Below are 22,107 nucleotides of genomic sequence, written 5' to 3' on the forward strand. Positions count from 1 at the left end.
ATCATGTGGCGACGAGGAACATTCCACCATCCGGGTCCGACAGCGCCGCCCCGGCGGGGGCCCCGGCCGCGATCCGCCGGGCACGCCCTCTAGCGGCCCCGGCGGATGCGGGCGGCCTGGCGGGCCTCGGCGGTCTTGCGGGCCTCGGCGGATCGCCGGGACTCGTTCTTGGCGCGGCCGGGCTTCCCGGGGACGGTTCCGATGCCTCGGAACTGTGCGCCGCCCCGCTTGGGGCGTTCCGTGCTCGGCGCGGCGCCGTCGACGGGCACGCCGGGCGCGGCCTTGGCGCCCGTGATACGGCTCAGCTCGGCCTCGCCGGAGCGGACCTGGGTGACGCGGACGCGGATCCCCGCGTCGCCCATGAGCCGGACGACGTCCTTGCGCTGGTCGGGCAGGACGAGCGTGACGACGCTGCCGGACTCGCCGGCGCGGGCGGTGCGCCCGCCCCGGTGCAGGTAGTCCTTGTGGTCGGCGGGCGGGTCGACGTTGACGACGAGGTCCACCTGGTCGACGTGGATGCCTCGCGCGGCGACGTTGGTGGCGACGAGCACGGTGACGTCGCCCGTCCTGAACCGCTCCAGGGTGCGGTTGCGCAGCGGCTGCGACTTGCCGCCGTGCAGCGCCTCGGCACGGACGCCGCTGCCGCGCAGGTGCTTGGTGAAGCGGTCGACCGATGCCTTGGTGTCCAGGAACATGATCACTCGCCCGTCGCGGGCGGCGATCTCCGTGGCGGTGGCGTACTTGTCGGCACCGTGGACCTGGAGGACGTGGTGCTCCATGGTGGTGACGGCGGCGGCCGAGGGGTCGACCGAGTGCGTGACCGGGTCGTGGAGGTAGCGCTCGACCAGCTGGTCGACGTTGCGGTCGAGGGTGGCGGAGAACAGCATGCGCTGGCCGTCGGGGTGGACGAGGTCGAGCACCTCGGTGACCTGGTCCAGGAAGCCCATGTCGGCCATCTGGTCGGCCTCGTCGAGGACGGTGATCTCCACCCGCTCAAGGCGGCAGTCCTTGCGCGCGACGAGGTCGTTCAGGCGGCCGGGGGTCGCGACGACGACCTCGGCGCCCTCGCGGAGCGCGGCGGCCTGCCGGCCGATCGACAGGCCGCCGACGACGGTGGCCAGGCGCAGCTTGAGGACGTGGGCGTACGGCGTGAGGGCGTCGGTGACCTGCTGGGCGAGCTCGCGGGTGGGGACGAGGATCAGGGCGCGCGGCTTGCGCGCCTCGGCGCGGCGGCCGGCGATGCGCACGAGCAGGGGCAGGCCGAAGGCGAGGGTCTTTCCCGATCCGGTGCGCCCGCGCCCGAGGACGTCGCGTCCTGCGAGGGCGTTGGGCAGGGTCGCGGCCTGGATGGGGAAGGGCGTGTCGACACCGAGTTCGGTGAGCACCTCCCGTACAGCGACGGGCAGGTCCAGCTCGTCGAATGCGGTGATCGGGGGAAGCGCGGGGGTATGGGTGGCCGGCGATGCGAATTCGTTCATGGAGAGAAACCTCGTCCGAAAATGCGACGAGCTGGGGTCCTCACCCGGTGGGTGGGGGCCCCAGCTCGCCGGGAGGCCTGCGTCAGGCGGGGAGGATGTTCTCCGCCTGCGGGCCCTTCTGACCCTGGGTGACGTCGAAGGTCACCTTCTGGCCCTCCTGCAGCTCACGGAAGCCGGAGGTCGCGATGTTGGAGTAGTGGGCGAACACGTCCGGGCCGCCACCCTCCTGCTCGATGAAGCCGAAGCCCTTTTCCGAGTTGAACCACTTCACGGTGCCAGTAGCCATGTCAATATCTCCTTCGAGGCACTACCCAGAGTCCGCACTGTGCGAATCCCGGCGTCGCCGTGATGATTGCCCCGTCCGGAAAAAGCACCGAAAATACAAAAAGTGCCCGACGAATAATTCGTCAAAGGCACTTGAAGTTTACTGGGAACCACAACTGCAACTGCTGTCGACTGTAGCACGGCGTGGTCGACTGTGCACGGAACCGGGCAGGTGGGAGCGGGCGTCACGCCATGAGCTGGTGGAGGAAGGTGGCTTCGTCGACGATCCGGCCGGAGGTCGGGAACGCCGCTGGTCCGGGGGTCCAGCTCTCGCGGCGTCCGGCCGACGAGTGCCATTTCGTCCGACACGGCGCCGCGATCAGACGCGGGTTGTCTGTTCGGCGTGTTCGCGAACCGCGATCCGGGCCAGCTTCGTCAGCATCATCCCGTTGCGGACCGCCATGACGTAGTCGACGGGAAGTCCGTGCATGCGGGTGCCGGGGCCGCGCAGGGGGTGCCAGTCGAGGGTGAAGAGCGTGTGCTCGCCCCAGGGCGTCAGCCTCATGGCGATACGGGCCGCGCCGAAGGGGTCCGCCTTCGCCTCCAGTTCCAGGCGGCGCTCGGGCTCGCAGATGCGGACGACGCAGGTGTCGTCGAGGGTCAGCGGGCCGGCGCCGACGCGGACCTTCAGGCGGGCGCCGACGTCCGGCCAGTGCAGGTCGGCGGAGAGGACCTGCTGGGTGCCCGTCACCCACTCCCCGTAACGGTGACCGTCGGCCAGCAGGCTCCAGACCTCGGAGGGCGAGCTCAGGATCAGACGGCGGTTCCGGGCCACGCCGATCACGCTCCTTAGGGAGGGTGGGGATCGACCCCAGACTCCGCCCACCTGCTCGGCGCCGCAGTCCGGCGGGGCCGAACGGATGGCGGGGGCGGGTGCGGCCACTGGGGCGGCTCGCGACGCGCCGACCCGCAAAGCGGGGCATATCGTCCTTAATGATCGGCTGCTCCCTACCCAGTCCCCTTGCGACAGCCCTCGCCCCGAAAGGTCGGCTCCCATGCGTCCCGCGCTCAGCACCGAACTGCTCGCCAAGCTGCGTCAGCCCCGCCCGTATCCGGCCCTGTCCCTGCTCATGCCGACGCATCGCAGGGAGCCCGACAACACCCAGGACCCCGTCCGGCTCCGCAACCTCGTGGTCAGAGCCGGGGAAGTCCTGGATCAGGATCCCGCGGTGACCCGCGAGCGGCGGCTCGACGTGATGAGCCAGCTGGAGCAGGCACGTGCCGACATCGATCTCGCCCATGCCGAGGACGGCCTCGTGATCTACGCGGCCCCCGGCGAGCACCACGTCTGGACCGTGGGCCGGACGGTGCCCGAGCGGGTCGTCGTCGCCGACACCTTCCTCACCCGCAACCTCGTCGCCGCCCAGGCCGCCGAGCAGCCGTTCTGGGCGCTGGCCGTGGCGGCGGACCGCGTCTCCCTCTGGGACGGCGAGGCCGAACGCGTCCGCGAGAGCGACGAGAACGGCTTTCCGCTCACGCGGAGCCTGGAGGACCTCGACGTCGAGCGCAAGGAGCGCATCGGCGATGTGCCGAGCACCTTCCAGGACGAGCGGACCCGGCAGTTCCTGCGGGAGGCGCACGAGGCGATGCGCGTCGTGCTCAGCTCCTCGCCCCGGCCGCTTTACCTGATGGGCGACGCCCCCGCCCTGTCCCTCCTGGAGGGCCTGGGCCCTCTGGGCAAGGACGTCACAGCCGTCCCGAGCGCCGGCCTCGTCGCCGGTCCGGCATCGGAGGTCTGGCGGACGCTCCGGCCCCTGCGGGCGGCACGGGAGGAGGCCGACACGGCGGGCGTCGTCGCCGAACTGGACGCCGCCCAGGGTCGACGCGAGTTCGCGGGCGGCCTCGACGAGGTCTGGCCGGCCGCGAAGGAGGGCCGGGTCCGTCTGCTCGCCGTGGAGGAGCACTACCGGGCGGTCGTACGCGACTACGGCGACCACCTCGAACCCGCCGACCCGGCCGACCTCGACGCGCGGGACGACATCGTGGACGAGGTCGTCGAGCAGGCCCTGAGCACGGGCGCGGGCGTGCGCTTCGTTCCCGACGACACGCTGGCCGAGTCCCGCCGCATCGCCGCCGTCCTGCGCTACTGAAGCGCCGGTCAGGGCGCAGCGGCACCGACGACAGGCGGGCCCGTGGGGCGGTACGGATGACTTCGTACCGCCCCACGCGCCGCGCCCCGCCCTACTCCGGGCCGGCGAGCTGCTGCGCGAGCGCCTTCTCGTCCTGCTCGGCGAGCGAGGTCTTCAGGAGCGTTCCGCCGTAGGGCTGCATCGCGGCCGCGAACTTGTCCTCGGTGACCTTCGAGGCCATGATCACCACGGCCGCGGAGCCGGGCGTGAGCAGCGAGTCGACCTTCATCCGGAAGTCCTTGTCGATACCCATCTGGCTCAGCTTGCCGATGAGTCCTCCGACGGCCGCGCCCACGACGCCGATGGCCGGGGTGAGGATGAGGAGGCCGAAGACCATCCCCCACAGGGCTCCCGCCGTGGCGGAGAGGGCGACCTTGTCGCTCTTGGCCGGTGTGTCGACGTGGGTTTCGCCGTCCTCGTCGACCGAGACGACGGCCAGCCCGCTCAAGTCGACCACGTGGCTGTTCTGGAGCTCCTGCACGGCCTTGAAGGCCTTCTTCGCCGCGGCGGAATCGTCGTAGCCGATCACGATGAGCTCGGACATGTTCGTCTCCTTCTGCCATCAAAACCAGTCATTTCGCACCTTATGGGTGCCACTGGTCAGGGGCATCAGTTGAGCGGACGGCGCGGAGCGTCACGGCCCCGCTTCACCTGCTTGGTCTCCCGGGCGTGCGGGGCGGGCGGCCCGGGGTGCCGGAGCTACCAGCCAGGGATCGTCGGCAGGACCTGCTGGGCGACGCGGAGCAGGACCGCGTCGTCCGGCACCGTGCCGTCCTCGCGCCACATCGCGAGCTCGAAGGAGCCGCCGCTGTCCTTGGCGTCCTTGGCCACGGACAGGACACGGGCCGGGGCCCCGGTGCCGCTGTAGGCGTTGCCCCCGCCGAGGCTGATGGCGACGGTGGACTGGTTGGAGAGCACGGCAGGGCGGCCAAGGACGGTTCGCGACTGCGCGCCGTCCCAGAGGAGATCGGCCTCGGATCCCTTCACCGGAAGCCGGTCGTAGGTGGCCTCCAGGGTCACCGTGTAGGTCTCGAAGTTCACCTGGGAGGAGGGTGTGGCGATGTCCCGGACACTGCCGCCGCCGAGTTTGAGGGAGGCGTCGCTCCCGCTCGCGGAGACCGCGATCTCCCCAGGAGTACCCAGCAGTTGGGCGAGGTCGGGGCGGTTCAGCGCCCGGCACAGCTGCTCCCCGGTGAGACGCCGCTCCTCGCCTTCCGCCGCCACCGGCGCCGGGGGCTTCTCGCTGCCGGCGCCCGGGCATGCGGCGGGCCGCCGCTCGCTGCCCGCGCCGGACGCTCCCTCGGCCGCCTCGCCGTAGGCCCAGAGGCCTGCGCCGATCGCGGGTATCAGCAGCAGCCCGGCGATGGTCTGCCCCCAGACGCCGGAGCCCTTCGGAAGTGCGTCGATGTCGTCGGCCATGGGCCCGTGTCCCCCCACTGTTCCAAGATCCCCCACATGTGACGGGGCACCGTAACCCGTGATCAACGGGCGGACAAGGCCTGGGCCGCCGCCCTTCGGGGCATCCGGGCGGGCGCCTGCCGCGCGGCGGGGCGGCCACCCCACGCGTACGGGATATCAGTGGTCGCAGGCGACGGTCGGCGGTGATCGTCGCGCTCCCGGAAAGGCCGAAGTCCAGTGAGCGTCAAGCCCGTTCCCGAGGGATACCCGAGCCTCACGCCGTACCTGAGTGTCGACGGCGCCGCGGCCGCGATCGACTTCTACGTCACCGTCCTTGGCGCCACAGAACGGATGAGGATGCCCGCGCCCGGCGGCACGGTCGGCCACGCCGAGCTGGAGCTGGGCACCTCGGTCCTCATGCTCGCGGACGAGTTCCCGGGCATCGGCTTCCGGTCCCCGAAGTCGCTGGGCGGCACTCCCGTCACCCTGCATCTGTACGTGGACGACGTCGACGCGGTCTTCGCCAAGGCGCCGGCGCACGGCGCGACGGAACTGCGGCCGGTCAAGGACGAGTTCTACGGCGACCGCACCGGACAGTTCGAGGACCCCTTCGGCCACCGGTGGAGCATCGCCACGCACGTGGAGGACGTGGCACCGGAGGAGATGGAGAAGCGGAACGAGGAGGCCATGCGGTCGACGGACACCACGCCCGACGGCGCCTGAACCGACGGCCCCGCCTCGACCGGACCGTCCGTCCCGACCCGACCCGGCGGAACCGTCGCCCCCCTCTCGGCCGGTGTCAGAGCTCGAAGCGGCGGCGGGAGTCCTCGACGTCGCCGAGGTGGGTGCGACGGCTCGCCACGCCCACGGTTGGGGGCTGGACACGGACTTCAAGGGTGACTTAGGTTAGCCTTACCTTAGCCACTCGGGGTTCGTCACCCGCGCCGGAGGCGCCCCGATGCCCGCCGTCCCGCGAGGAGTCCCCTTGAGCGCCGCCACCGACACCACCCCGTCCGAGCAGGCCGCGGCCGTTCGCGTCCGTTCCGTGCTGGCGCAGGCGGTCTCGCTCTCCCTCACCACGGACGGGCAGTGCTACGACCTCATCGGCATGCACTCCGTCGGCCGGAACGGCCGGATCACCCTCTCCGCCGAGGCCGACAGCCCGTTGACCGCCCAGGTCGCCTCCGCGCCGCACGGCAGCCTCGCCGTCCTGCTCGAGTTCACCGACATCGCGCCGACCCCCCTGCGCGATCGGGTACGCGCCCGCGTGACGATCTCGGGCTGGCTGACGCCGACCAACCCCGCGGCCCGGGAGGAGGGCCAGGGCGGCGACGGCGGCGGCCTCCACCTCGACCTGGCGCGGGTCACTCTGCGGACCGCGGCCGGAACCCAGGAGGTGGGCCTCGACGCGTTCGCCCTCGCGCAGCCCGACCCGCTCGCCGTGGAGGAGGCCGCGATGCTCACCCATCTCGCGGACGCCCACGCGGACATGGTGGCGGACCTCGTCGTCCTCGCCGGGTCGCGACTGCCGTACGGGGTCGTCCGTGCCCTGCCGCTGGCCGTGGACCGGTACGGAATCACCCTGCGCTGCGAGTACCGCGAGGGCCACTGCGACCTGCGGCTGCCGTTCCCCACCGAGGCGCGGGACGCGGCCGAGGCCGGGGAGCAGGTACGGCGGATCCTCACGACACCCACCTGCGCCCACCATCACCGGCACCACCCCTCCCCCCGAGCCTGAGCACGGCGGCCGAGCACCGCGCTTGAGCACCGCGCTTGAGCACCGCGCTTGAGCACCGCGCTTGAGTAGCGCGTCCGAGTAGCCCGCTCGGGTCTGCCGTCCGAGCAACCCGCTCGGTCCGCGCCCACGCATTCCGGCCGAGCAACTCCGCGCTCTCGACGCCGTGTTGGCCAAGTCGGGGATCCACTTCAGCCTGAACTTAGGTTAGGCTAAGCTAAATCACACGTCAGAGGTGGTGCCGCGGACCTGCGCGCCATCCGGGGGGAGGAACCACCATGGGCCTGCCGACCGTCGGCCCCTATCCCCTGCCCGACCGCTCCGCCCTCCCCCGGTCCTGCGTCTCCTGGCCCATCGACCCCGCGCGTGCCGCGCTCCTGGTCCTCGACATGCAGAACCACTTCGTGGAGGTCTTCCCGGACGGACAGAGCCCGGTCGTGGAACTCGTCGACAACATCGCGGCCCTGCGCGAACTCGCCGGCACCCTCGGGATGCCCGTCGTGTTCAGCGCCGAGCCGGCCGCGCAGCGGCCAGGCCAGCGCGGCCTGGTCGCCGACGTCTGGGGTCCCGGCATAGGCGACGAGCCCGACGCGGCCGCGATCGTCGGGCCGCTCACGCCCCGCACCGGCGAGTACCTGCTCGCCAACGTGCGCCCCAACGCCTTCCTCCGCAGCCATCTCGGCCGGCTGCTGCGGTCCGAGGGCCGCGACCAGCTGATCATCTGCGGGGTCTACGCCCATCTCGGCGTCCTCCTGACCGCCGCCGACGCCTTCATGAACGACATCCAGCCCTTCGTCGTCGCGGACGCCGTGGCGGACCTCTCCCCCGAGGAGCACACGATGGCGCTGCGCTGGGCCGCCCGGAGCGGAGTGGTGTGCACGACCGAATCCCTGCTGCGCGACCTCCTGCTCAACCGGGCGCAACCTGCCGTTCGCCAGGACGCGTGACCGAGTCCCCCTCACGGCGACCTGCGGCGCCGATCCTGTGACCGCAGTCCCCACACGGACAGGGAGAAACGAAGAAGATGACCGTACGGGTCGCGGTGGCCGGTGCAAGCGGCTACGCGGGCGGGGAGATCCTCCGCCTGCTGGAGGCGCATCCGGGCGTGGAGATCGGCGCGCTGACCGCGCACAGCAGCGCGGGCCGCCCGCTCGGGTCCGTACAGCCCCAGCTCCCCGGCCTCACCGACCGGGTCCTGGCGGAGACCTCGGCGGACTCGCTGCGCGGACACGACGTGGTCCTCCTCGCCCTGCCGCACGGGCAGTCGGCCGCTCTCGCGCGGGAGCTGGCCCCCGAGACGGTGGTCGTGGACTGCGGTGCGGACTTCCGGCTCCGTGACCCGGCGGCCTGGGAGCGGTTCTACGGCTCCGGACACGCCGGGACCTGGCCGTACGGACTGCCCGAACTTCCCGGAGCCCGGGAGGAGTTGAAGGGTGCCACGCGGATCGCGGTGCCCGGCTGCTATCCCACGGCGATCACGCTTGCGCTGTACCCCGCGCACGTGGCCCGGCTGGTGGAGCCGGAGGTGGTGGTCGTCGCGGCCAGCGGCACGTCGGGCGCCGGGCGCGCGCTCAGACCGCACCTGCTCGGCGCCGAGGTGATGGGCTCCATGAGCCCGTACGGCGTGGGCGGCGGCCACCGCCACACCCCCGAACTCACCCAGAACCTCTCCCTGGTGGCGGGCGAGCACGTGACGGTCTCCTTCACTCCGACCCTGGCCCCCATGCCCCGGGGCATCCTCGCCACCTGCTCGGCCCGGCTCCGCCCGGACGCGGCCGCCGCCGGTGAGGCAGCGGTGCGGTCCGTGTTCGAGGCCGCCTACGCCGACGAGCCGTTCGTCCGGCTCCTGCCGCCGGGGCAGTGGCCGTCGACCGCCGCGGTCCTCGGCTCCAACACGGCCCAGGTGCAGCTCGCCGTGGATCCGGACGCCGGCCGGCTGATCTGCGTGAGCGCCATCGACAACCTGGTGAAGGGCACCGCGGGTGGCGCGGTGCAGTGCATGAACCTCGCCCTGGGCCTGCCGGAGTGGCTGGGCCTGCCCACGAATGGAGTGGCTCCTTGAGTGTGACCGCTGCCCGTGGATTCCTCGCCTGCGGCGTCGCCGCCGGCATCAAGGAATCCGGCGATCGCGACCTCGCCCTGGTGGTGAACCGAGGACCGTCACGCGCCGCCGCCGGTGTCTTCACCTCCAACCGCGTGCAGGCCGCGCCCGTACGCTGGTCCCGCCGCGCCCTCGCCGACGGCCGGCTCGCGGCCGTCGTCCTCAACTCCGGCGGCGCCAACGCCTGTACGGGACAGGCCGGAGCGGTCGACGCGCTGCTCATGGCCGAGCGTACGGCGCGGGCCCTGGACGCACAGCCGCAGGAGGTCGCGGTCTGCTCCACCGGCCTCATCGGCGTCATGCTGCCGATGGACCGGGTCACGGCCGGCATCGACACCGCCGTGGAGCGACTGACGGACGACGGCGGCCAGGACGCGGCCCGCGCCATCATGACGACGGACTCCGTCCACAAGACCTCCGTCGTCACCCGGGACGGCTGGACGGTCGGCGGCATGGCCAAGGGCGCGGGCATGCTCGCCCCCGGCCTCGCCACCATGCTCGTCGTCCTCACCACCGACGCCGACGTCGACAGCAAGGACCTCGACACCGCCCTGCGGCAGTCCACCAAGGTCACCTTCGACCGCGTCGACTCCGACGGCTGCATGTCCACCAACGACACCGTCCTCCTCCTCGCCTCCGGCGCCTCCGGAATCACCCCGGACCAGACGGCGTTCGCCCAGGCCGTGACCGCCGTCTGCCAGGACCTCGCCCGCCAGCTCATCGGCGACGCCGAAGGCGCCGCCAAGGAGATCGAGGTGACGGTCGTGGGCGCGGCCTGCGAGGACGACGCCGTCGAGGTGGGCCGCTCCATCGCCCGGAACAACCTCCTCAAGTGCGCGCTGCATGGGGAGGACCCGAACTGGGGCCGGGTGCTTTCCGCGATCGGCACGACGTCGGCGGAGTTCGACCCCGACCGCCTGGACGTGGCGATCAACGACGTCTGGGTGTGCCGCAACGGCGCGGCGGGCGAGTCCCGGGAGAAGGTCGACCTGTCGGAGCGCCGGATCACGATCACGGTCGATCTGTGCGCGGGTGAGTCCTCCGCGGTCATCTGGACCAACGACCTCACCGCCGAGTACGTCCACGAGAACAGCGCGTACAGCTCATGAGCGGCCAGGGAACGGGAACGGTGACGGACCCGGGGGCGGCCGAGGGGCCGGCCGAAGACCTGCCGTGGCTGGAGGAGCTCCAGGGCCGCACGGTCGTCGTCAAGTTCGGCGGCAACGCCATGGTGGACCCCGCGCTGCACCGGACGTTCGCCCAGGACGTCGTGGAGTTGTGGCACGCGGGGCTGCGCCCGGTCGTCGTGCACGGCGGCGGGCCGCAGATCAGCGCGATGCTCGACCGCCTCGACCTGGAGGTCCGCTTCGAGGCGGGTTTACGCGTCACGACGCCGGAGACGATGGACGTGGTCCGCATGGTGCTCACCGGGCAGGTCCAGCGTGACCTGGTCGGCGCACTCAACGCGCACGGCCCGTTCGCGGTGGGCATGTCGGGCGAGGACGCGCACACCATGACGGCCGTACGGCGCCCGGCGTGGGTGGACGGACGCCCGGTGGACATCGGCCTGGTCGGCGAGGTCGTGGCCGTGGAGCCCGGCACCGTACGCACCCTGCTCGACCAGGGCCGTATCCCCGTGGTGTCGCCCGTGGCGCGGGGCGAGGACGGGGAGGTCTACAACGTCAACGCCGACCTCGCGGCGTCGGCGCTCGCCGTCGCGCTCGGCGCGGAACGGCTGGTGGTGCTCACCGACGTCGAGGGGTTGTACGCGGACTGGCCGCGCAGCACCGAGGTGATCGACCGGCTCACGACGGCGGAACTGGACGCGCTGCTGCCGGGGCTCGCGAGCGGCATGCTCCCGAAGATGGAGGGCTGTCTGCGCGCGGTACGCGGGGGTGTGCGCCGGGCGCACGTCGTGGACGGCCGGGTGCCGCACGCCCTGTTGCGCGGCGTCTTCGCCGAGGAGGGTCCGGGGACGACCGTGGTCCCCGACGAGGAAGCGGGGCAGGGGACAGAGGAGGACCGCACGTGACCGTGGAGACCGCCGCCGCCGGCACACCGCTCACGCGCCGTTGGAGCGCGGTCATGATGGACAACTACGGCACTCCCCCGCTCGCGCTGGTCCGGGGTGAGGGCAGCACGGTCTGGGACGAGTCGGGCCGTGCGTACACGGACTTCACGGGCGGGATCGCGGTCAACACCCTCGGCCACGCCCACCCCGCCGTCGTCTCGGCCGTCCAGGAGCAGATCGGCCGGCTGGCCCACGTCTCGAACCTGTTCGTGTCCGAGCCCCCCGTCGCACTGGCCGAACGGCTGCTCGGTCTGCTGGGCCGGGAGCGGGGCGGCCGGGTGTTCTTCGCGAACTCCGGAACGGAAGCGGTCGAGGCAGCCTTCAAGATCGCCCGCCGGACGGGCCGTCCGCACCTGGTCGCGGCGGAGGGCGGCTTCCACGGACGCACCCTCGGGGCGCTGGCGCTCACCGGACAGCCCGCGAAGCGGGAGCCCTTCCTGCCGCTGCCCGGCGAGGTGACGCATGTGCCGTTCGGGGATGTCGCGGCGCTGCGCGCGGCCGTGACCGAGCAGACCGCGGCCGTCGTCCTCGAACCGGTCCAGGGCGAGGCGGGGGTCGTTCCGGCGCCCGACGGCTATCTTCAGGCTGCCCGCGCGATCACCCGGGCGACGGGCAGCCTGCTCGTCCTCGACGAGGTGCAGACCGGGATCGGCCGGACCGGCCACTGGTTCGCGCACCAGGCGGCCGAGGGCGTCGACCCGGACGTGGTCACGCTCGCCAAGGGCCTGGGCGGCGGGCTGCCGATCGGCGCCACGGTGGCCTTCGGCGAGGCGGCCGAGCTGCTGGGGCCCGGCCATCACGGCTCCACCTTCGGCGGCAACCCGGTCGCGTGCGCGGCCGGGCTCGCCGTCCTGGAGACCATCGAGTCGCAGGGCCTGCTCGACCAGGTCGTCCGTGTGGGTGCGCGTCTGCGCCACGGCATCGAGGAGCTGGCGCACCCCCGGGTCGCCGAGGTGCGGGGCGCGGGCCTCCTCCTGGGCGTGGTCCTCACGGACCCGGTCGCCCCCGCCGTCCAACGGGCGGCCCAGGACGCCGGCTTCCTCGTCAACGCGGCGGGCCCGGGCACCGTACGCCTCGCGCCGGCCCTGACGGTGACGGAGGACCAGGTCGACCAACTCGTGAAGGCGCTCCCGGAGATCCTCGACGCCTGAGCGGGCCCACGGAGACCAAAGGGCGGGGTCCCGGAGCCGATACGGCTCCGGGGCCCCGCCCTTCGCGCTGCGAGCGACCCCACGGTTCAGGGGCGCACCGTCGACGGCTCCGGCAGCGCCTCGTGTCCGGTGAGGAAGAGGGCGCGGGCCAGGATGCGGGCGTTGCGGCGCGGATCGAGGGACTGAGCCCAGGCCGGCGGTGCGAGGCTCGCGTGGGTGGGGGCGAAGCCGTGGCGGAGGAAGAGGTGGCCGCCGCCGGTGGTCGCCGTGAAGAGGGTGCGCAGGGAGCGGGTGCGGGCCTTGGTCAGCGCGGCGCGCAGGAGTCGGGCTCCCGTGCCGCAGCCCTGCCGGTGGCCGGCCACGCAGAAGTTGTAGAGGACGCCGGCCGCGGCGTGGGCGCGCAGCCCGAGGCAGCCGTCGAGGGTGCCCTCGGGGGACTCCGCGACGAGGAAGTCGGACGCCTGGTCGGCGTAGAGGGAGAGCGGGCGCTCACGGAGCGCGCCCGAGCGCACGAACGGCAGGGAGAGGGCGGCGAGCGCGGGGGCGTCCTCGGGACGTGCGGTCCGCACGCGCAGGCCGCCGCCGGAGAGGGCGGGTAGGCCCGGGGGCCCCGGACGGCCCGGGAGTGCGGAGGGATCGAGTTCGCGAGGCGACAGCGTGGCCTGGCGCGGCGGGGCCGTGGTCAAGGCTTTCCTTCCTCGGTCCACCGTGCGCGAAGGGGCGATCGGCTCCCCGCGCCGACCGGCGGATCGGACGAACTAAGGTTAGCCTTACTTAGATCGCCCGCCAAGTCGACCGCCCCGCACGGCAGTTGGCCGCTTCCCTCTCAGCAAGGCCGCCCCGGGTAGTCGTCACTCTCCGGCGCCCCCGCCTCCCGCATCCGGCGGAGGACCTCCGGCAGGTCGGCGTCCTCCACGTCGACGGGGATGTTCAACTCCCGGTCGAACACGAGGACTTCGCCCTCGCCCGTTCGCCAGATCACCCACCGGGAGGGCCCCACCGGGGCCTGCCAGAGGGCGGCGTGACGCTCCAGCGGGTCCGTCGGCCCGCTCACAGCTTCTTTCCGTCCGTCGCCTCGCGTCCGTCGACGAAGGTCGCCACGACCTCGATGTCACCGATCCTGGAGGTGTCGACACGGCGCGGATCGTCGCCGAGTACGACGAGGTCGGCACGCTTGCCGGGGCTGAGACTGCCGGCCGACTCGTCCCAACGGCAGGCGTACGCACCGGCGACCGTGTACGCGTGCAGCGCCTCGTCGACGGTGATCGCCTCGTCAGGGCCGATGAGCCCGCCCGACAACGAGGCCCGCTCGACCATGAACTGGACGGCCCGCAGCGGCGATCCGTCCGTGACGGGCCGGTCGGAGCTGCCGACGAGCGTGATTCCGTGGTCGAGGAAGCCCCGGCCCCGGTACATCCAGGGCGCGCGCTCCTCCCCCATGATCGTCGCGTAGTCGTCGCCGAAGTAGCGCAGGAAGTTGGGCTGGACGACCGCGCTCAGGCCGAGTCGGGCGAAGCGCGGGAGCTGGTCGGGCCGGATGAGACCGGCGTGCTCGATGCGGTGCCGCGCGTCGGCGCGGGGCCGCAGCTCCTGCGCCCGCTCCAGGGCGTCGAGCGCGAGGTCCGCGGCCCGGTCGCCGATCGCGTGGACGGCGAGCTGCCAGCCGGCCAGATGGCCGTCGACGATGAGGGAGGTGAGGTGCTCGGGGTCGGCCTGGAGCTGGCCGGTGTGGTCCGAGCCCTCGTACGGGGCGGTGAGCGCCGCCGTACGGGCCATCATGCCGCCGTCGGTGTATATCTTCAGCGCGCCGACGGAGAGCCAGTCGTCGCCGAACCCGGTCCGCAGGCCGAGGTCGAGCCCGCGCGGGATGCCGTCCCGCTCGTGCGCTCCGAGCGGGCGCAGCGTGTCGCCGCCCGGCATGAGCTGGATCCGCAGGGGCAGTCGCCCCTGGTCGCGCAGGAGTTGGTACGCGCCGAGCTCGACGGGGCTGTGGCCGAGCAGGCCCCCGCCGATGCCGGCCTCGGCCACGGCCGTGATGCCCTCGGTGAGGCACTCGCGGGCCGCGTACTCGATGGCGTCGGCCAGCTCCTCCTGCGCGTACGGCAGTCGCAGGCGCCGTACGGCGCCCATCGCGCTCTCCACGAGGACGCCGTCCTCGTGCGGGACGTCGTCGGGGAGCAGGTCGAGCACGGCGCTGTTGACCACGCAGGCGTGGCCGGACTGGTGCATCACGAAGACCCGGTGGCCGTGGCTGACCCGGTCGAGTTCGGCGGCCGTCAGGTGCCGCCCGAGGGCCCGCTGGTCGTAGCCGCCGACGCTCACCCAGGCGCCGGGGGTGTTCTTGCGGGCACAGGCCTCCGCCACGGTGGCGAGGACGTCCTCGACCCGCGCGAGGCCGGTGATGCTCGGGGAACTCGCCTTGAGGCCGGTCCACGCCAGATGCACGTGACTGTCGACGAAGCCGGGCAGGACGGTCGCGCCCTGGAGGTCGATCACCTCGCGGGCGGGCAGGGAGGTCACGGCCTCGTCCAGGCCGACGATCCTGCCCTGCCAGATGCCCAGGTCGTGGGCGATCGGATGGTCCGGATCCATGGTGAGGATGCGGGCGTTCGTCAGCCTCGTGCACAGCATCATGGGCAGTCCGTTTCCTAGGAGGTCTCGGCGAGCACGGCGGTCGGGTCCCCCGCGTCGGCCCGGTCGGCCTCCGGCTCGAACCTGCGCGGCGCGGCGGGAATCATCAGGGGGGTGCCGGTCTCGGGGTCCTCGATGATCCGGCAGGGCAGGCCGAACACGTCCTCGACCAGCTCGGCCGTCATGACCGTGGCCGGGTCGCCCTGGGCCGCGATGACGCCGCCGGGACGCATCACGATGAGGTGAGTGGCGTAACGGCAGGCCTGGTTGAGGTCGTGCAGGACCGCCACGACCGTGTGGCCCTTGCGGGCGTGCAGCTCGGCGCAGAGGTCGAGCACCTCGACCTGGTGGGCGATGTCGAGGAAGGTGGTCGGCTCGTCGAGCAGCAGGATCGAGGTCTGCTGGGCCAGCACCATGGAGAGCCAGACCCGCTGCCGCTGACCGCCGGAGAGGTCGTCCACGGGCCGGTCGGCTAGCTCCAGGACGCCGGTCTGCCGCATCGCCTCGACCACGGCCGTCTCGTCCTCGGCCGACCACTGCTTGAGCAGCCGCTGGTGCGGGTAGCGGCCGCGCGCCACGAGGTCGCCGACCGTGATGCCGCCGGGCGCGCTGGAGGACTGGGGGAGCAGGCCGAGCCGGCGGGCGACCTCGCGGGAGCGGTACGAGGCGATGGCGGCGCCGTCGAGGTAGACCTGCCCGGCCTTGGGCCTGAGCATCCGGGCGAGCGCCGTGAGCAGCGTGGACTTGCCGCAGGCGTTCGGTCCGATGATGACCGTGAAGGAATGGTCCGGGATGTCGACGCTCAGCTCCGTGGCGACGGTCCGCTGGTCGTAGGAGAGCGTGAGGCCCTCGGCGCGCAGCCGGGGTTCCGGGGCGTTCGTTTTCATGCGCGGCTCTTTCGCGACTCGGTGATCAGCAGCCAGATGAGGTAGACCCCGCCGACGGCGCCGGTCGCCGTGCCCACGGGCACCAGCGCGGGGGCGAAGACCCGCTGCACGACGAGATCGCTCAGGGCGAGCAGGACGGCGCCCATGAGGGCGGAGGCCAGCAGCGCGGGTCCGGAGGAACGGGTGAGCCTGCGCACCACCTGGGGCGCCGCCAGGGCGATGAAGGCGATGGGGCCGGTGACGGCGGTGGCGAAGGCGGCGAGGGCGACGCTGATGACGAAGAGCACCGTGCGGGTCCGCGTCACCTCGACACCGAGGGCCGTCGCCGTGACGTCGCCCATCTCGACCATGGCGAGGCGGCGGGAGAGCAGGAACGCGGGCGGCAGCAGCACGGCGAGGGCGAGGCCGATGGCGTTGGCGTGCATCCACAGCCGGTTGCCGAGGCTGCCGATCAGCCACGCCTGCGCCTCCTGGGCCTCCTGGAAGGTCGCCCGGGTGATCAGGTACGAGTTGACGGCGAGCAGCAGGGCGCTGACGCCGATGCCGATGACGACCAGCCGGAATCCCTGCAACCCCCGGCCGATGAGGAGGAGGTGGACGGCGAGGGCTGTGCCGAGACCGCCGATCAGGGCGCCGATGGCGATCTGGGTCATGCTGCCGCGCATCACGATGATGACGACGAGCGCGCCCACGGCCGAGCCGTTGGTGAAGCCGATGATGTCCGGGCTGCCGAGGGAGTTGCGAGTGAGGCTCTGCAGGATCGCCCCGCTCACCCCGAGGGCCGCGCCGACGAAGACCGCGGTCAGGATGCGCGGCATGCGCAGGGTGTTGACGACGAAGTCGGCGGCTCCCGAGCCGTTGCCGGTCAGGGCACCGACGACCTCGCCGACCGTGAGCGGGAAGTCCCCGGTGGTGAGGGTGACCCCCATGACGACGACGAGCGCGACGAGCAGCAGGACGGTCACGGCGACCGCACGGCCCTGGACGCGCAGCGAGAGACCGCCCGCTCCGGCGCGGACGACCCGGCCGCTGATCACGCGCGGAGTGGGCCGGGCCTGGAGGGTGGAGGCTTTCGACTCCTGTACGGCGCTCACAGCATGACCAGCTTTCGACGGCGGCACAGCGCGATGAACAGGGGAGCCCCGAGGAACGCGGTGACGATGCCGACCTGCACCTCGCCCGGGGCGCCGAGGACCCGGCCCAGCACGTCCGAGCCGATGAGCAGGACCGGGGCGAGCAGCGTCGAGTACGCGAAGACCCAGCGCTGGTCGGCGCCCGCGACGAACCGGGCGACGTGCGGAACGGCCAGGCCGACGAAGCCGATCGGTCCGGCGGCGGCGGTGGCCGCCCCGCAGAGCAGCATCACGGCGAGGGCCGCGAGCACGCGGGTCCGGCCGACATGCACGCCCAGGGCGCGCCCCATCTGGTCACCCATGGCCAGGGCGTTGAGGGAGGGGGCGAGCACGAAGGCGAGGACCAGTCCGACGCCGACGAACGGCAGTACGAGCAGGACGATGTCGCCGTACCGGCCGGCAAGCGAGCCGACCGTCCAGTAGCGGAACTGGTCGAACGCCTCCGGGTCGAAGAGCAGCACGCCCCAGTTGAAGGCGTACAGCACGGCGGTCACGGCCGCTCCGGCGACGACGAGCCGGTCGGGAGTGGCCAGTTTCCGCCCGGAGGAACCGAGGAGGTGGACACCCACCGACGCGGCGGCGGCGCCGGCCAGGGCGAACCAGACGTAGCCGAGCGGCGCGCCCACACCGAGGAAGGCGATGGCCACGACGACGCCGGCCGACGCGCCCAGGTTCACGCCGAGCAGTCCGGGGTCGGCGAGCGGATTGCGGGTCAGGGCCTGCATCAGGGCGCCGGAAAGGCCGAGGGCCATCCCCACGAGGAGTCCGAGGACGGTACGGGGGATCCGGTAGTCGTGCACGATGATCGAGGCTTCCGAGCCGTCGGGCTCCCACAGGAGGTGCCAGATCGAGGTGAACGCGATGCCTCGCGTACCGACCCAGACGCTGACGAGCGAGACGAGAAGCAGGGCGCCGAGCGTCAGGACGAGGCCGAGACCGCGCAGGGCCACCGTGACCGGACGTGTCGTGGGCACGACGGCGCCGGCGGGCCCACCGGTCTCGTTTCCGGGCGCCGCCCGGGTTTCGACGGACAACGACCACTCCCCTGGCGGCGGACTCGAGCGCCCCGCGAGCCGCGCGAAGCGTTGAACATGGGTGTGGGGCAAGCGAGATGACACACCCTCGATGGAACTTAGGTGAGGCTAACCGTAGAGTCGGGACGGGGTCAACGCGAGGGGGCGCACCCGATCGCCCCGCACGCTGGGGGGATGCGCGCGGAGGCCCCGCGCACCCTTGGCACCAGCCGTGTTTAAGGTAGCCTTACCTAACTATCCCACCCCTTTTCTGTGGAGGATCCGCATGCCCGCTGGAGGACCAACGGGGGGCTCCGTCCTCCGCAGAGCGCTCGCCGATCAACGCCGGCGCGTCGCCACGGCCTCGTTCCTCGGCATGGCGCACCAGGCGTGCGAGGCCCTCGTCCCCGTCGTCATCGGTCTGGTGATCGACCAGGCGGTGGCGACCGGTTCCTCGGGCGCCCTGCTGCGCTGGCTGCTGGTGCTCGCCGGGCTCTTCCTGATCCTGTCGACGTGCTACCGCAACTCCGCGCGGCTCGCCGAGGGCGCGGGCGAGGCCGCCGCGCACCGGATCCGGCTCGACCTCGCGGCCCGGGTCCTCGACCCGAGGGGCGGCGCCGACGCCGGCCGGCTGCCCGGCGCCCTGACCGCCGTCGCCACGGGCGACGCCCGGCGCGTCGGCTCGGTCGCCTCCGCGATGCCGTACACGCTCTCCGCGATCGCCGGCCTGGCGGTCAGCGCGGTCGCGCTGCTCCGGATCTCCGTACCGCTCGGCCTGCTGGTCCTTCTCGGCGTACCGCCGCTGCTGTGGCTCGGCCATGTCATCAGCCGCCCGCTGGAGCGGCGCAGCGAGGCGGAGCAGGAGCACGCCGCGCACGCCTCCGGAGTCGCCGCCGACCTCGTCGGAGGCCTGCGCGTACTGAAGGGCATCGGCGCCGAGGCGGCGGCGGTCGCCCGGTACCGGGAGACGAGCCGGAGCTCGCTGGCGGCCGCGCTGCGGGCCGCGACCAGCCGGGCCTGGCACGACGGCGCGATCCTCGCCCTGACGGGCATCTTCATCGCGGCCATCGGGCTCGTCGGCGCGCATCTCGCGATGAACGGCAGCATCACCGTGGGTGAACTGGTGGCGGCCGTCGGCCTCGCCCAGTACCTCCTCGGTCCCTTCCAGCTCCTCACCTACGTCAACGGCGAGTTCGCCCAGGGCCGTGCCTCGGCCGAGCGGATCGCCGAGGTTCTCGCCTCTCCTCCGGCCGTCGCCGCCGGGACGGCCACGCTGCCCGACCGGATCGCCGGCCGGCTGCGGCTGCGCGGTGTCACCCAGGGCGCCCTGCGCGGCGTCGACCTGGACATCGCACCCGGCAGCCTCGTCGGGGTGGTCACCCGTGACGCGGCCGCCGCCAACGACCTGCTGCTGTGCCTGGGCCGCGAACTCGACCCGGCCGAGGGGAGCGTCGAGCTGGACGGCGTCCCGCTGACCGACCTCGGCCCGGCCGACGCGCGCCGCGCGATCCTGGTCGCCCACCATGACGCCGACCTGTTCGAGGACAGCCTGCTCGCCAACGTACGGGCCGGGGCGGCCGAGACCGACGGTACGGAGGGGATCGACGTGGGCCCGGCGCTCGCCGCCTCGGCCGCGGACGACGTCGCCCAGGCGCTGCCCGACGGCGTGGACACCGTCCTCACCGAGCGGGGCCGGTCGCTCTCCGGCGGCCAGCGCCAGCGCGTCGCCCTCGCCCGCGCCCTGGCCGCCGACCCGCCGGTGCTCGTGGTCCACGACCCGACCACGGCTGTCGACACCGTCACCGAGGCCCGTATCGCGGCCCGGCTGCGGGAGCTGCGCAAGGGCCGCACCACGGTCCTGGTCACGACGAGCCCGGCCCTGCTGGCCGGCACGGACGTCGTGGTCATGCTGGACGACGGCCGGGTGGCCGCCGAGGGCAGCCACCCGGAGCTGGTCGCCGCCCACGAGACGTACCGCACGGCGGTGCTGGCATGACGCGCGCTCAGGACAGAGCTGCTCAGGACCCCCAGGACGCCACGCAGGACACGCTGGACCAAGACGTGAAGGACGAAGGACGGACGATGAGCGGACCCGGCACGCCCGAACGCGAGCTCCTGCCCACGGCCACCGGCGCCCAGACCTTCTCCGTCGTCCGGGAACTCCTGCGCCACCACCGGCTCCTCGCGGTGACCGCGGTGACCGTCCTCGTCGTCGGCACGGCCATCGGGCTGCTGACCGCGCCGCTGCTCGGCCGGATCGTCGACCTGGTCGTGGACAAGAGCGGCGCGGGCGCGCTGACCGTGCCGATGCTGCTCCTGCTCGCGGTCGCCGTCGCCCGGGGCGTCGCGACCGCGATCGGCAAGTCCCTCGTGGCCCGACTCGGCGAGACCGTCCTCGCGGACCTGCGGGAACGGTTCATCGCCCGGGCGCTGCGGCTGCCGCTGGAACGGGTCGAGCAGGCCGGCTCCGGCGACCTGACCTCCCGTGTCACCGGCGACGTCACGCTCATCGCGAAGGCGGTCCGGCAGGCGCTCCCCGAGTTCGCCGGTGCGTTCCTCACCATCATCCTGACGCTGGTGGGCCTCACCGTCCTCGACTGGCGTTTCCTGCTCGCCGTGCTCGTGGCCGTGCCGGTCCACGTCCTGACGGTCCGCTGGTACATCCCGCGCGCCGCGACCATCTACGCCGCGCACCGGGTCGCGACCGGTGCCCTCCAGCACCAGCTGCTCGACAGCGTCGGCGGGGTGCGTACGGTACGGGCGTTCCGGCTGAACGGCCGGCACGCCGACCTCCTGGAGCAGCGGTCGCAGGCGGCGGTCGGCCTGGCGGCCCGCGGCATGCACCTCGTCTCGGGCTTCTTCTCCCGCCTGAACATCGCCGAGTTCATCGGCATGACGTCGATCCTCCTCACCGGCTTCTTCCTGGTCGACCGGGGTTCGGTGAGCATCGGTACGGCGACGGCGGCGGCGCTCTACTTCCACGGCCTGTTCAACCCGATCAACGCGGCGCTCTTCCTCATCGACGACGCCCAGTCCGCCGGGGCGAGCCTCGCGCGCCTCGTGGGCGTGTCGAGCCTCCCGGCGGAGCGTGAGGCCGACGAGGCGGCCGCCACGCCGGTGGACGGTTCGGTCAAGGTGTCCGGCCTCGGCCACGCGTACGTGGACGGCCACCCGGTCCTCTCCTCGGTGGACCTGGAGGTCCGGGACGGCGAGCGGGTGGCGCTGGTCGGAGCGAGCGGCGCGGGCAAGACCACGCTCGCCAAGCTGATCGCGGGCGTCCACGACCCGGCGACCGGGACGATCTCGCTGGGCGGTGTGGACGCGCGGGAGCTGGGCCCGGCCGGGGTCCGGCGGGCGGTCACCCTGATCAGCCAGGAGGTCCATGTTTTCGCGGGCCCCCTCTCCGAGGACCTGCGGCTGGCCCGTCCCGGGGCGAGTGACGAGGAGCTGCGCGCCGCGCTGACCCACGTCGGCGCCCTGGAGTGGGTCGAGGCGCTGCCCGACGGGCCGGCCACGGTCGTGGGCGAGGGCGGCCACCGCCTCACGGTGACCCAGGCCCAGCACCTCGCCCTGGCCCGGCTCGTCCTCACCGACCCGCCCATCGCGATCCTCGACGAGGCCACGGCCGACGCCGGCAGCGCGGGCGCCCGCGTCCTGGAGACGGCCGCGCTGCGCGCCCTGGAGGGCCGTACGGGCCTGATGGTGGCCCACCGCCTCCCCCAGGCGGCGACCGCGGACCGCGTCGTCGTCCTGGACCAGGGCCGCGTCGTGGAGACGGGCACCCACGCGGAACTCGTCGCGGCGGGCGGTCGCTACGCCGAGCTCTGGTCGGCCTGGTCGGACAGCCGCCGCGAACCGGCGGTCCCGGCGTAGGGACTACGCCCCGCAGCACGAGAAGGCCCCCGCCCGGAGATACAGGGCGGGGGCCTTGTTGCACTGCCGCACGCCCCCCCGTGTAGGCAATCGCCCACGCCCCGACCCCGTGTGGGCGGCGGGACGCATGCACGTGACGGCACGGCGGGGTGCACGCACCCGAAGACGCCGCCGCCCGTGGAG

21 protein-coding genes are annotated in these 22,107 nt (G+C 72.9%); 10 read left to right on the forward strand and 11 right to left on the reverse strand.

Translation table 11 applies throughout. The features are described 5' to 3' along the window. Positions 1 to 89 precede the first annotated feature (89 nt). The 3 genes from ACWF79_RS15550 to ACWF79_RS15560 form a co-directional block, all read right to left on the reverse strand. Complete coding sequence (locus tag ACWF79_RS15550; protein WP_453728632.1) at positions 90 to 1,478, reverse strand: DEAD/DEAH box helicase; 1,389 nt, start codon at positions 1,476 to 1,478, stop codon at positions 90 to 92. 82 nt (positions 1,479 to 1,560) lie between these two features. After that, positions 1,561 to 1,764, reverse strand: coding sequence for a cold-shock protein (locus tag ACWF79_RS15555; protein ID WP_033201600.1), 204 nt, complete (start codon positions 1,762 to 1,764; stop codon positions 1,561 to 1,563). Between the two features lie 357 nt (positions 1,765 to 2,121). Beyond that, positions 2,122 to 2,577, reverse strand: a complete 456-nt coding sequence (locus ACWF79_RS15560) for an SRPBCC family protein (RefSeq protein WP_453728633.1) — start codon at positions 2,575 to 2,577, stop codon at positions 2,122 to 2,124. Between the two features lie 220 nt (positions 2,578 to 2,797). Between ACWF79_RS15560 and ACWF79_RS15565 the strand changes: the two genes are divergently transcribed. Then, positions 2,798 to 3,892 carry a baeRF3 domain-containing protein gene (locus tag ACWF79_RS15565; protein ID WP_453728634.1) on the forward strand — a complete coding sequence of 365 codons (1,095 nt, stop codon included), beginning with the start codon at positions 2,798 to 2,800 and terminating at the stop codon, positions 3,890 to 3,892. A gap of 91 nt (positions 3,893 to 3,983) precedes the next feature. Here the strand turns inward: ACWF79_RS15565 and ACWF79_RS15570 are convergent, their stop codons facing one another. Beyond that, positions 3,984 to 4,475 carry a DUF1269 domain-containing protein gene (locus ACWF79_RS15570; RefSeq protein WP_453728635.1) on the reverse strand — a complete coding sequence of 164 codons (492 nt, stop codon included), beginning with the start codon at positions 4,473 to 4,475 and terminating at the stop codon, positions 3,984 to 3,986. A gap of 155 nt (positions 4,476 to 4,630) precedes the next feature. Beyond that, the gene (locus ACWF79_RS15575; protein WP_453728636.1) at positions 4,631 to 5,350 is read right to left on the reverse strand and encodes a DUF6215 domain-containing protein; all 720 of its coding nucleotides are present in this window, start codon (positions 5,348 to 5,350) and stop codon (positions 4,631 to 4,633) included. 216 nt (positions 5,351 to 5,566) lie between these two features. Between ACWF79_RS15575 and ACWF79_RS15580 the strand changes: the two genes are divergently transcribed. The 7 genes from ACWF79_RS15580 to ACWF79_RS15610 all read left to right on the forward strand — a co-directional run bounded on the left by ACWF79_RS15580 (position 5,567) and on the right by ACWF79_RS15610 (position 12,387). Next, positions 5,567 to 6,052 (forward strand): VOC family protein, encoded by a 486-nt coding sequence (locus ACWF79_RS15580; protein ID WP_453728637.1) that lies wholly within the window; start codon positions 5,567 to 5,569, stop codon positions 6,050 to 6,052. Between the two features lie 262 nt (positions 6,053 to 6,314). Then, positions 6,315 to 7,067: a DUF2470 domain-containing protein gene (locus ACWF79_RS15585; RefSeq protein WP_453728638.1), complete on the forward strand. Its 753-nt coding sequence runs from the start codon at positions 6,315 to 6,317 to the stop codon at positions 7,065 to 7,067. A 275-nt stretch (positions 7,068 to 7,342) separates the two neighbouring features. After that, the gene (locus tag ACWF79_RS15590; RefSeq protein WP_453728639.1) at positions 7,343 to 8,011 is read left to right on the forward strand and encodes an isochorismatase family protein; all 669 of its coding nucleotides are present in this window, start codon (positions 7,343 to 7,345) and stop codon (positions 8,009 to 8,011) included. 77 nt (positions 8,012 to 8,088) lie between these two features. After that, positions 8,089 to 9,126: an N-acetyl-gamma-glutamyl-phosphate reductase gene (argC, locus tag ACWF79_RS15595; protein ID WP_453728640.1), complete on the forward strand. Its 1,038-nt coding sequence runs from the start codon at positions 8,089 to 8,091 to the stop codon at positions 9,124 to 9,126. Further along, the gene (gene argJ / locus ACWF79_RS15600; protein ID WP_453728641.1) at positions 9,123 to 10,274 is read left to right on the forward strand and encodes a bifunctional glutamate N-acetyltransferase/amino-acid acetyltransferase ArgJ; all 1,152 of its coding nucleotides are present in this window, start codon (positions 9,123 to 9,125) and stop codon (positions 10,272 to 10,274) included. Before argC ends, argJ begins: the two co-directional genes overlap by 4 nt. Then, complete coding sequence (gene argB, locus ACWF79_RS15605; RefSeq protein WP_453728642.1) at positions 10,271 to 11,197, forward strand: acetylglutamate kinase; 927 nt, start codon at positions 10,271 to 10,273, stop codon at positions 11,195 to 11,197. The genes argJ and argB overlap by 4 nt, the downstream gene beginning before the upstream one ends. Before the next feature lie 2 nt (positions 11,198 to 11,199). Further along, a complete protein-coding gene (locus ACWF79_RS15610; protein ID WP_453728655.1) occupies positions 11,200 to 12,387 on the forward strand; it encodes an acetylornithine transaminase in 1,188 nt (395 codons plus the stop codon). Positions 12,388 to 12,473: 86 nt separating this feature from the next. Here the strand turns inward: ACWF79_RS15610 and ACWF79_RS15615 are convergent, their stop codons facing one another. The 6 genes from ACWF79_RS15615 to ACWF79_RS15640 form a co-directional block, all read right to left on the reverse strand. Then, entirely contained in the window at positions 12,474 to 13,073 is a 600-nt protein-coding gene (locus tag ACWF79_RS15615) for a GNAT family N-acetyltransferase (protein ID WP_453728643.1), read from the reverse strand. A 140-nt stretch (positions 13,074 to 13,213) separates the two neighbouring features. Continuing rightward, positions 13,214 to 13,441 carry a hypothetical protein gene (locus tag ACWF79_RS15620; protein WP_453728644.1) on the reverse strand — a complete coding sequence of 76 codons (228 nt, stop codon included), beginning with the start codon at positions 13,439 to 13,441 and terminating at the stop codon, positions 13,214 to 13,216. Then, positions 13,438 to 15,018: an amidohydrolase gene (locus ACWF79_RS15625; RefSeq protein WP_453728656.1), complete on the reverse strand. Its 1,581-nt coding sequence runs from the start codon at positions 15,016 to 15,018 to the stop codon at positions 13,438 to 13,440. The genes ACWF79_RS15620 and ACWF79_RS15625 overlap by 4 nt, the downstream gene beginning before the upstream one ends. Before the next feature lie 17 nt (positions 15,019 to 15,035). Next, positions 15,036 to 15,905 (reverse strand): ABC transporter ATP-binding protein, encoded by an 870-nt coding sequence (locus tag ACWF79_RS15630; protein ID WP_453728645.1) that lies wholly within the window; start codon positions 15,903 to 15,905, stop codon positions 15,036 to 15,038. After that, entirely contained in the window at positions 15,902 to 16,999 is a 1,098-nt protein-coding gene (locus tag ACWF79_RS15635; RefSeq protein ID WP_453728646.1) for a FecCD family ABC transporter permease, read from the reverse strand. The genes ACWF79_RS15630 and ACWF79_RS15635 overlap by 4 nt, the downstream gene beginning before the upstream one ends. Continuing rightward, the gene (locus ACWF79_RS15640; RefSeq protein ID WP_453728647.1) at positions 16,996 to 18,072 is read right to left on the reverse strand and encodes a FecCD family ABC transporter permease; all 1,077 of its coding nucleotides are present in this window, start codon (positions 18,070 to 18,072) and stop codon (positions 16,996 to 16,998) included. Before ACWF79_RS15640 ends, ACWF79_RS15635 begins: the two co-directional genes overlap by 4 nt. A gap of 265 nt (positions 18,073 to 18,337) precedes the next feature. Here ACWF79_RS15640 and ACWF79_RS15645 point away from each other — a divergent pair, with 265 nt between their 5' ends. Together ACWF79_RS15645 and ACWF79_RS15650 are read left to right on the forward strand one after the other, a co-directional pair. Beyond that, positions 18,338 to 20,047 (forward strand): ABC transporter ATP-binding protein, encoded by a 1,710-nt coding sequence (locus ACWF79_RS15645; RefSeq protein WP_453728648.1) that lies wholly within the window; start codon positions 18,338 to 18,340, stop codon positions 20,045 to 20,047. Continuing rightward, the gene (locus tag ACWF79_RS15650) at positions 20,044 to 21,924 is read left to right on the forward strand and encodes an ABC transporter ATP-binding protein (RefSeq protein WP_453728649.1); all 1,881 of its coding nucleotides are present in this window, start codon (positions 20,044 to 20,046) and stop codon (positions 21,922 to 21,924) included. The genes ACWF79_RS15645 and ACWF79_RS15650 overlap by 4 nt, the downstream gene beginning before the upstream one ends. Positions 21,925 to 22,107 lie beyond the last annotated feature (183 nt).

Source organism: Streptomyces sp. NPDC054975 (assembly GCF_053609105.1).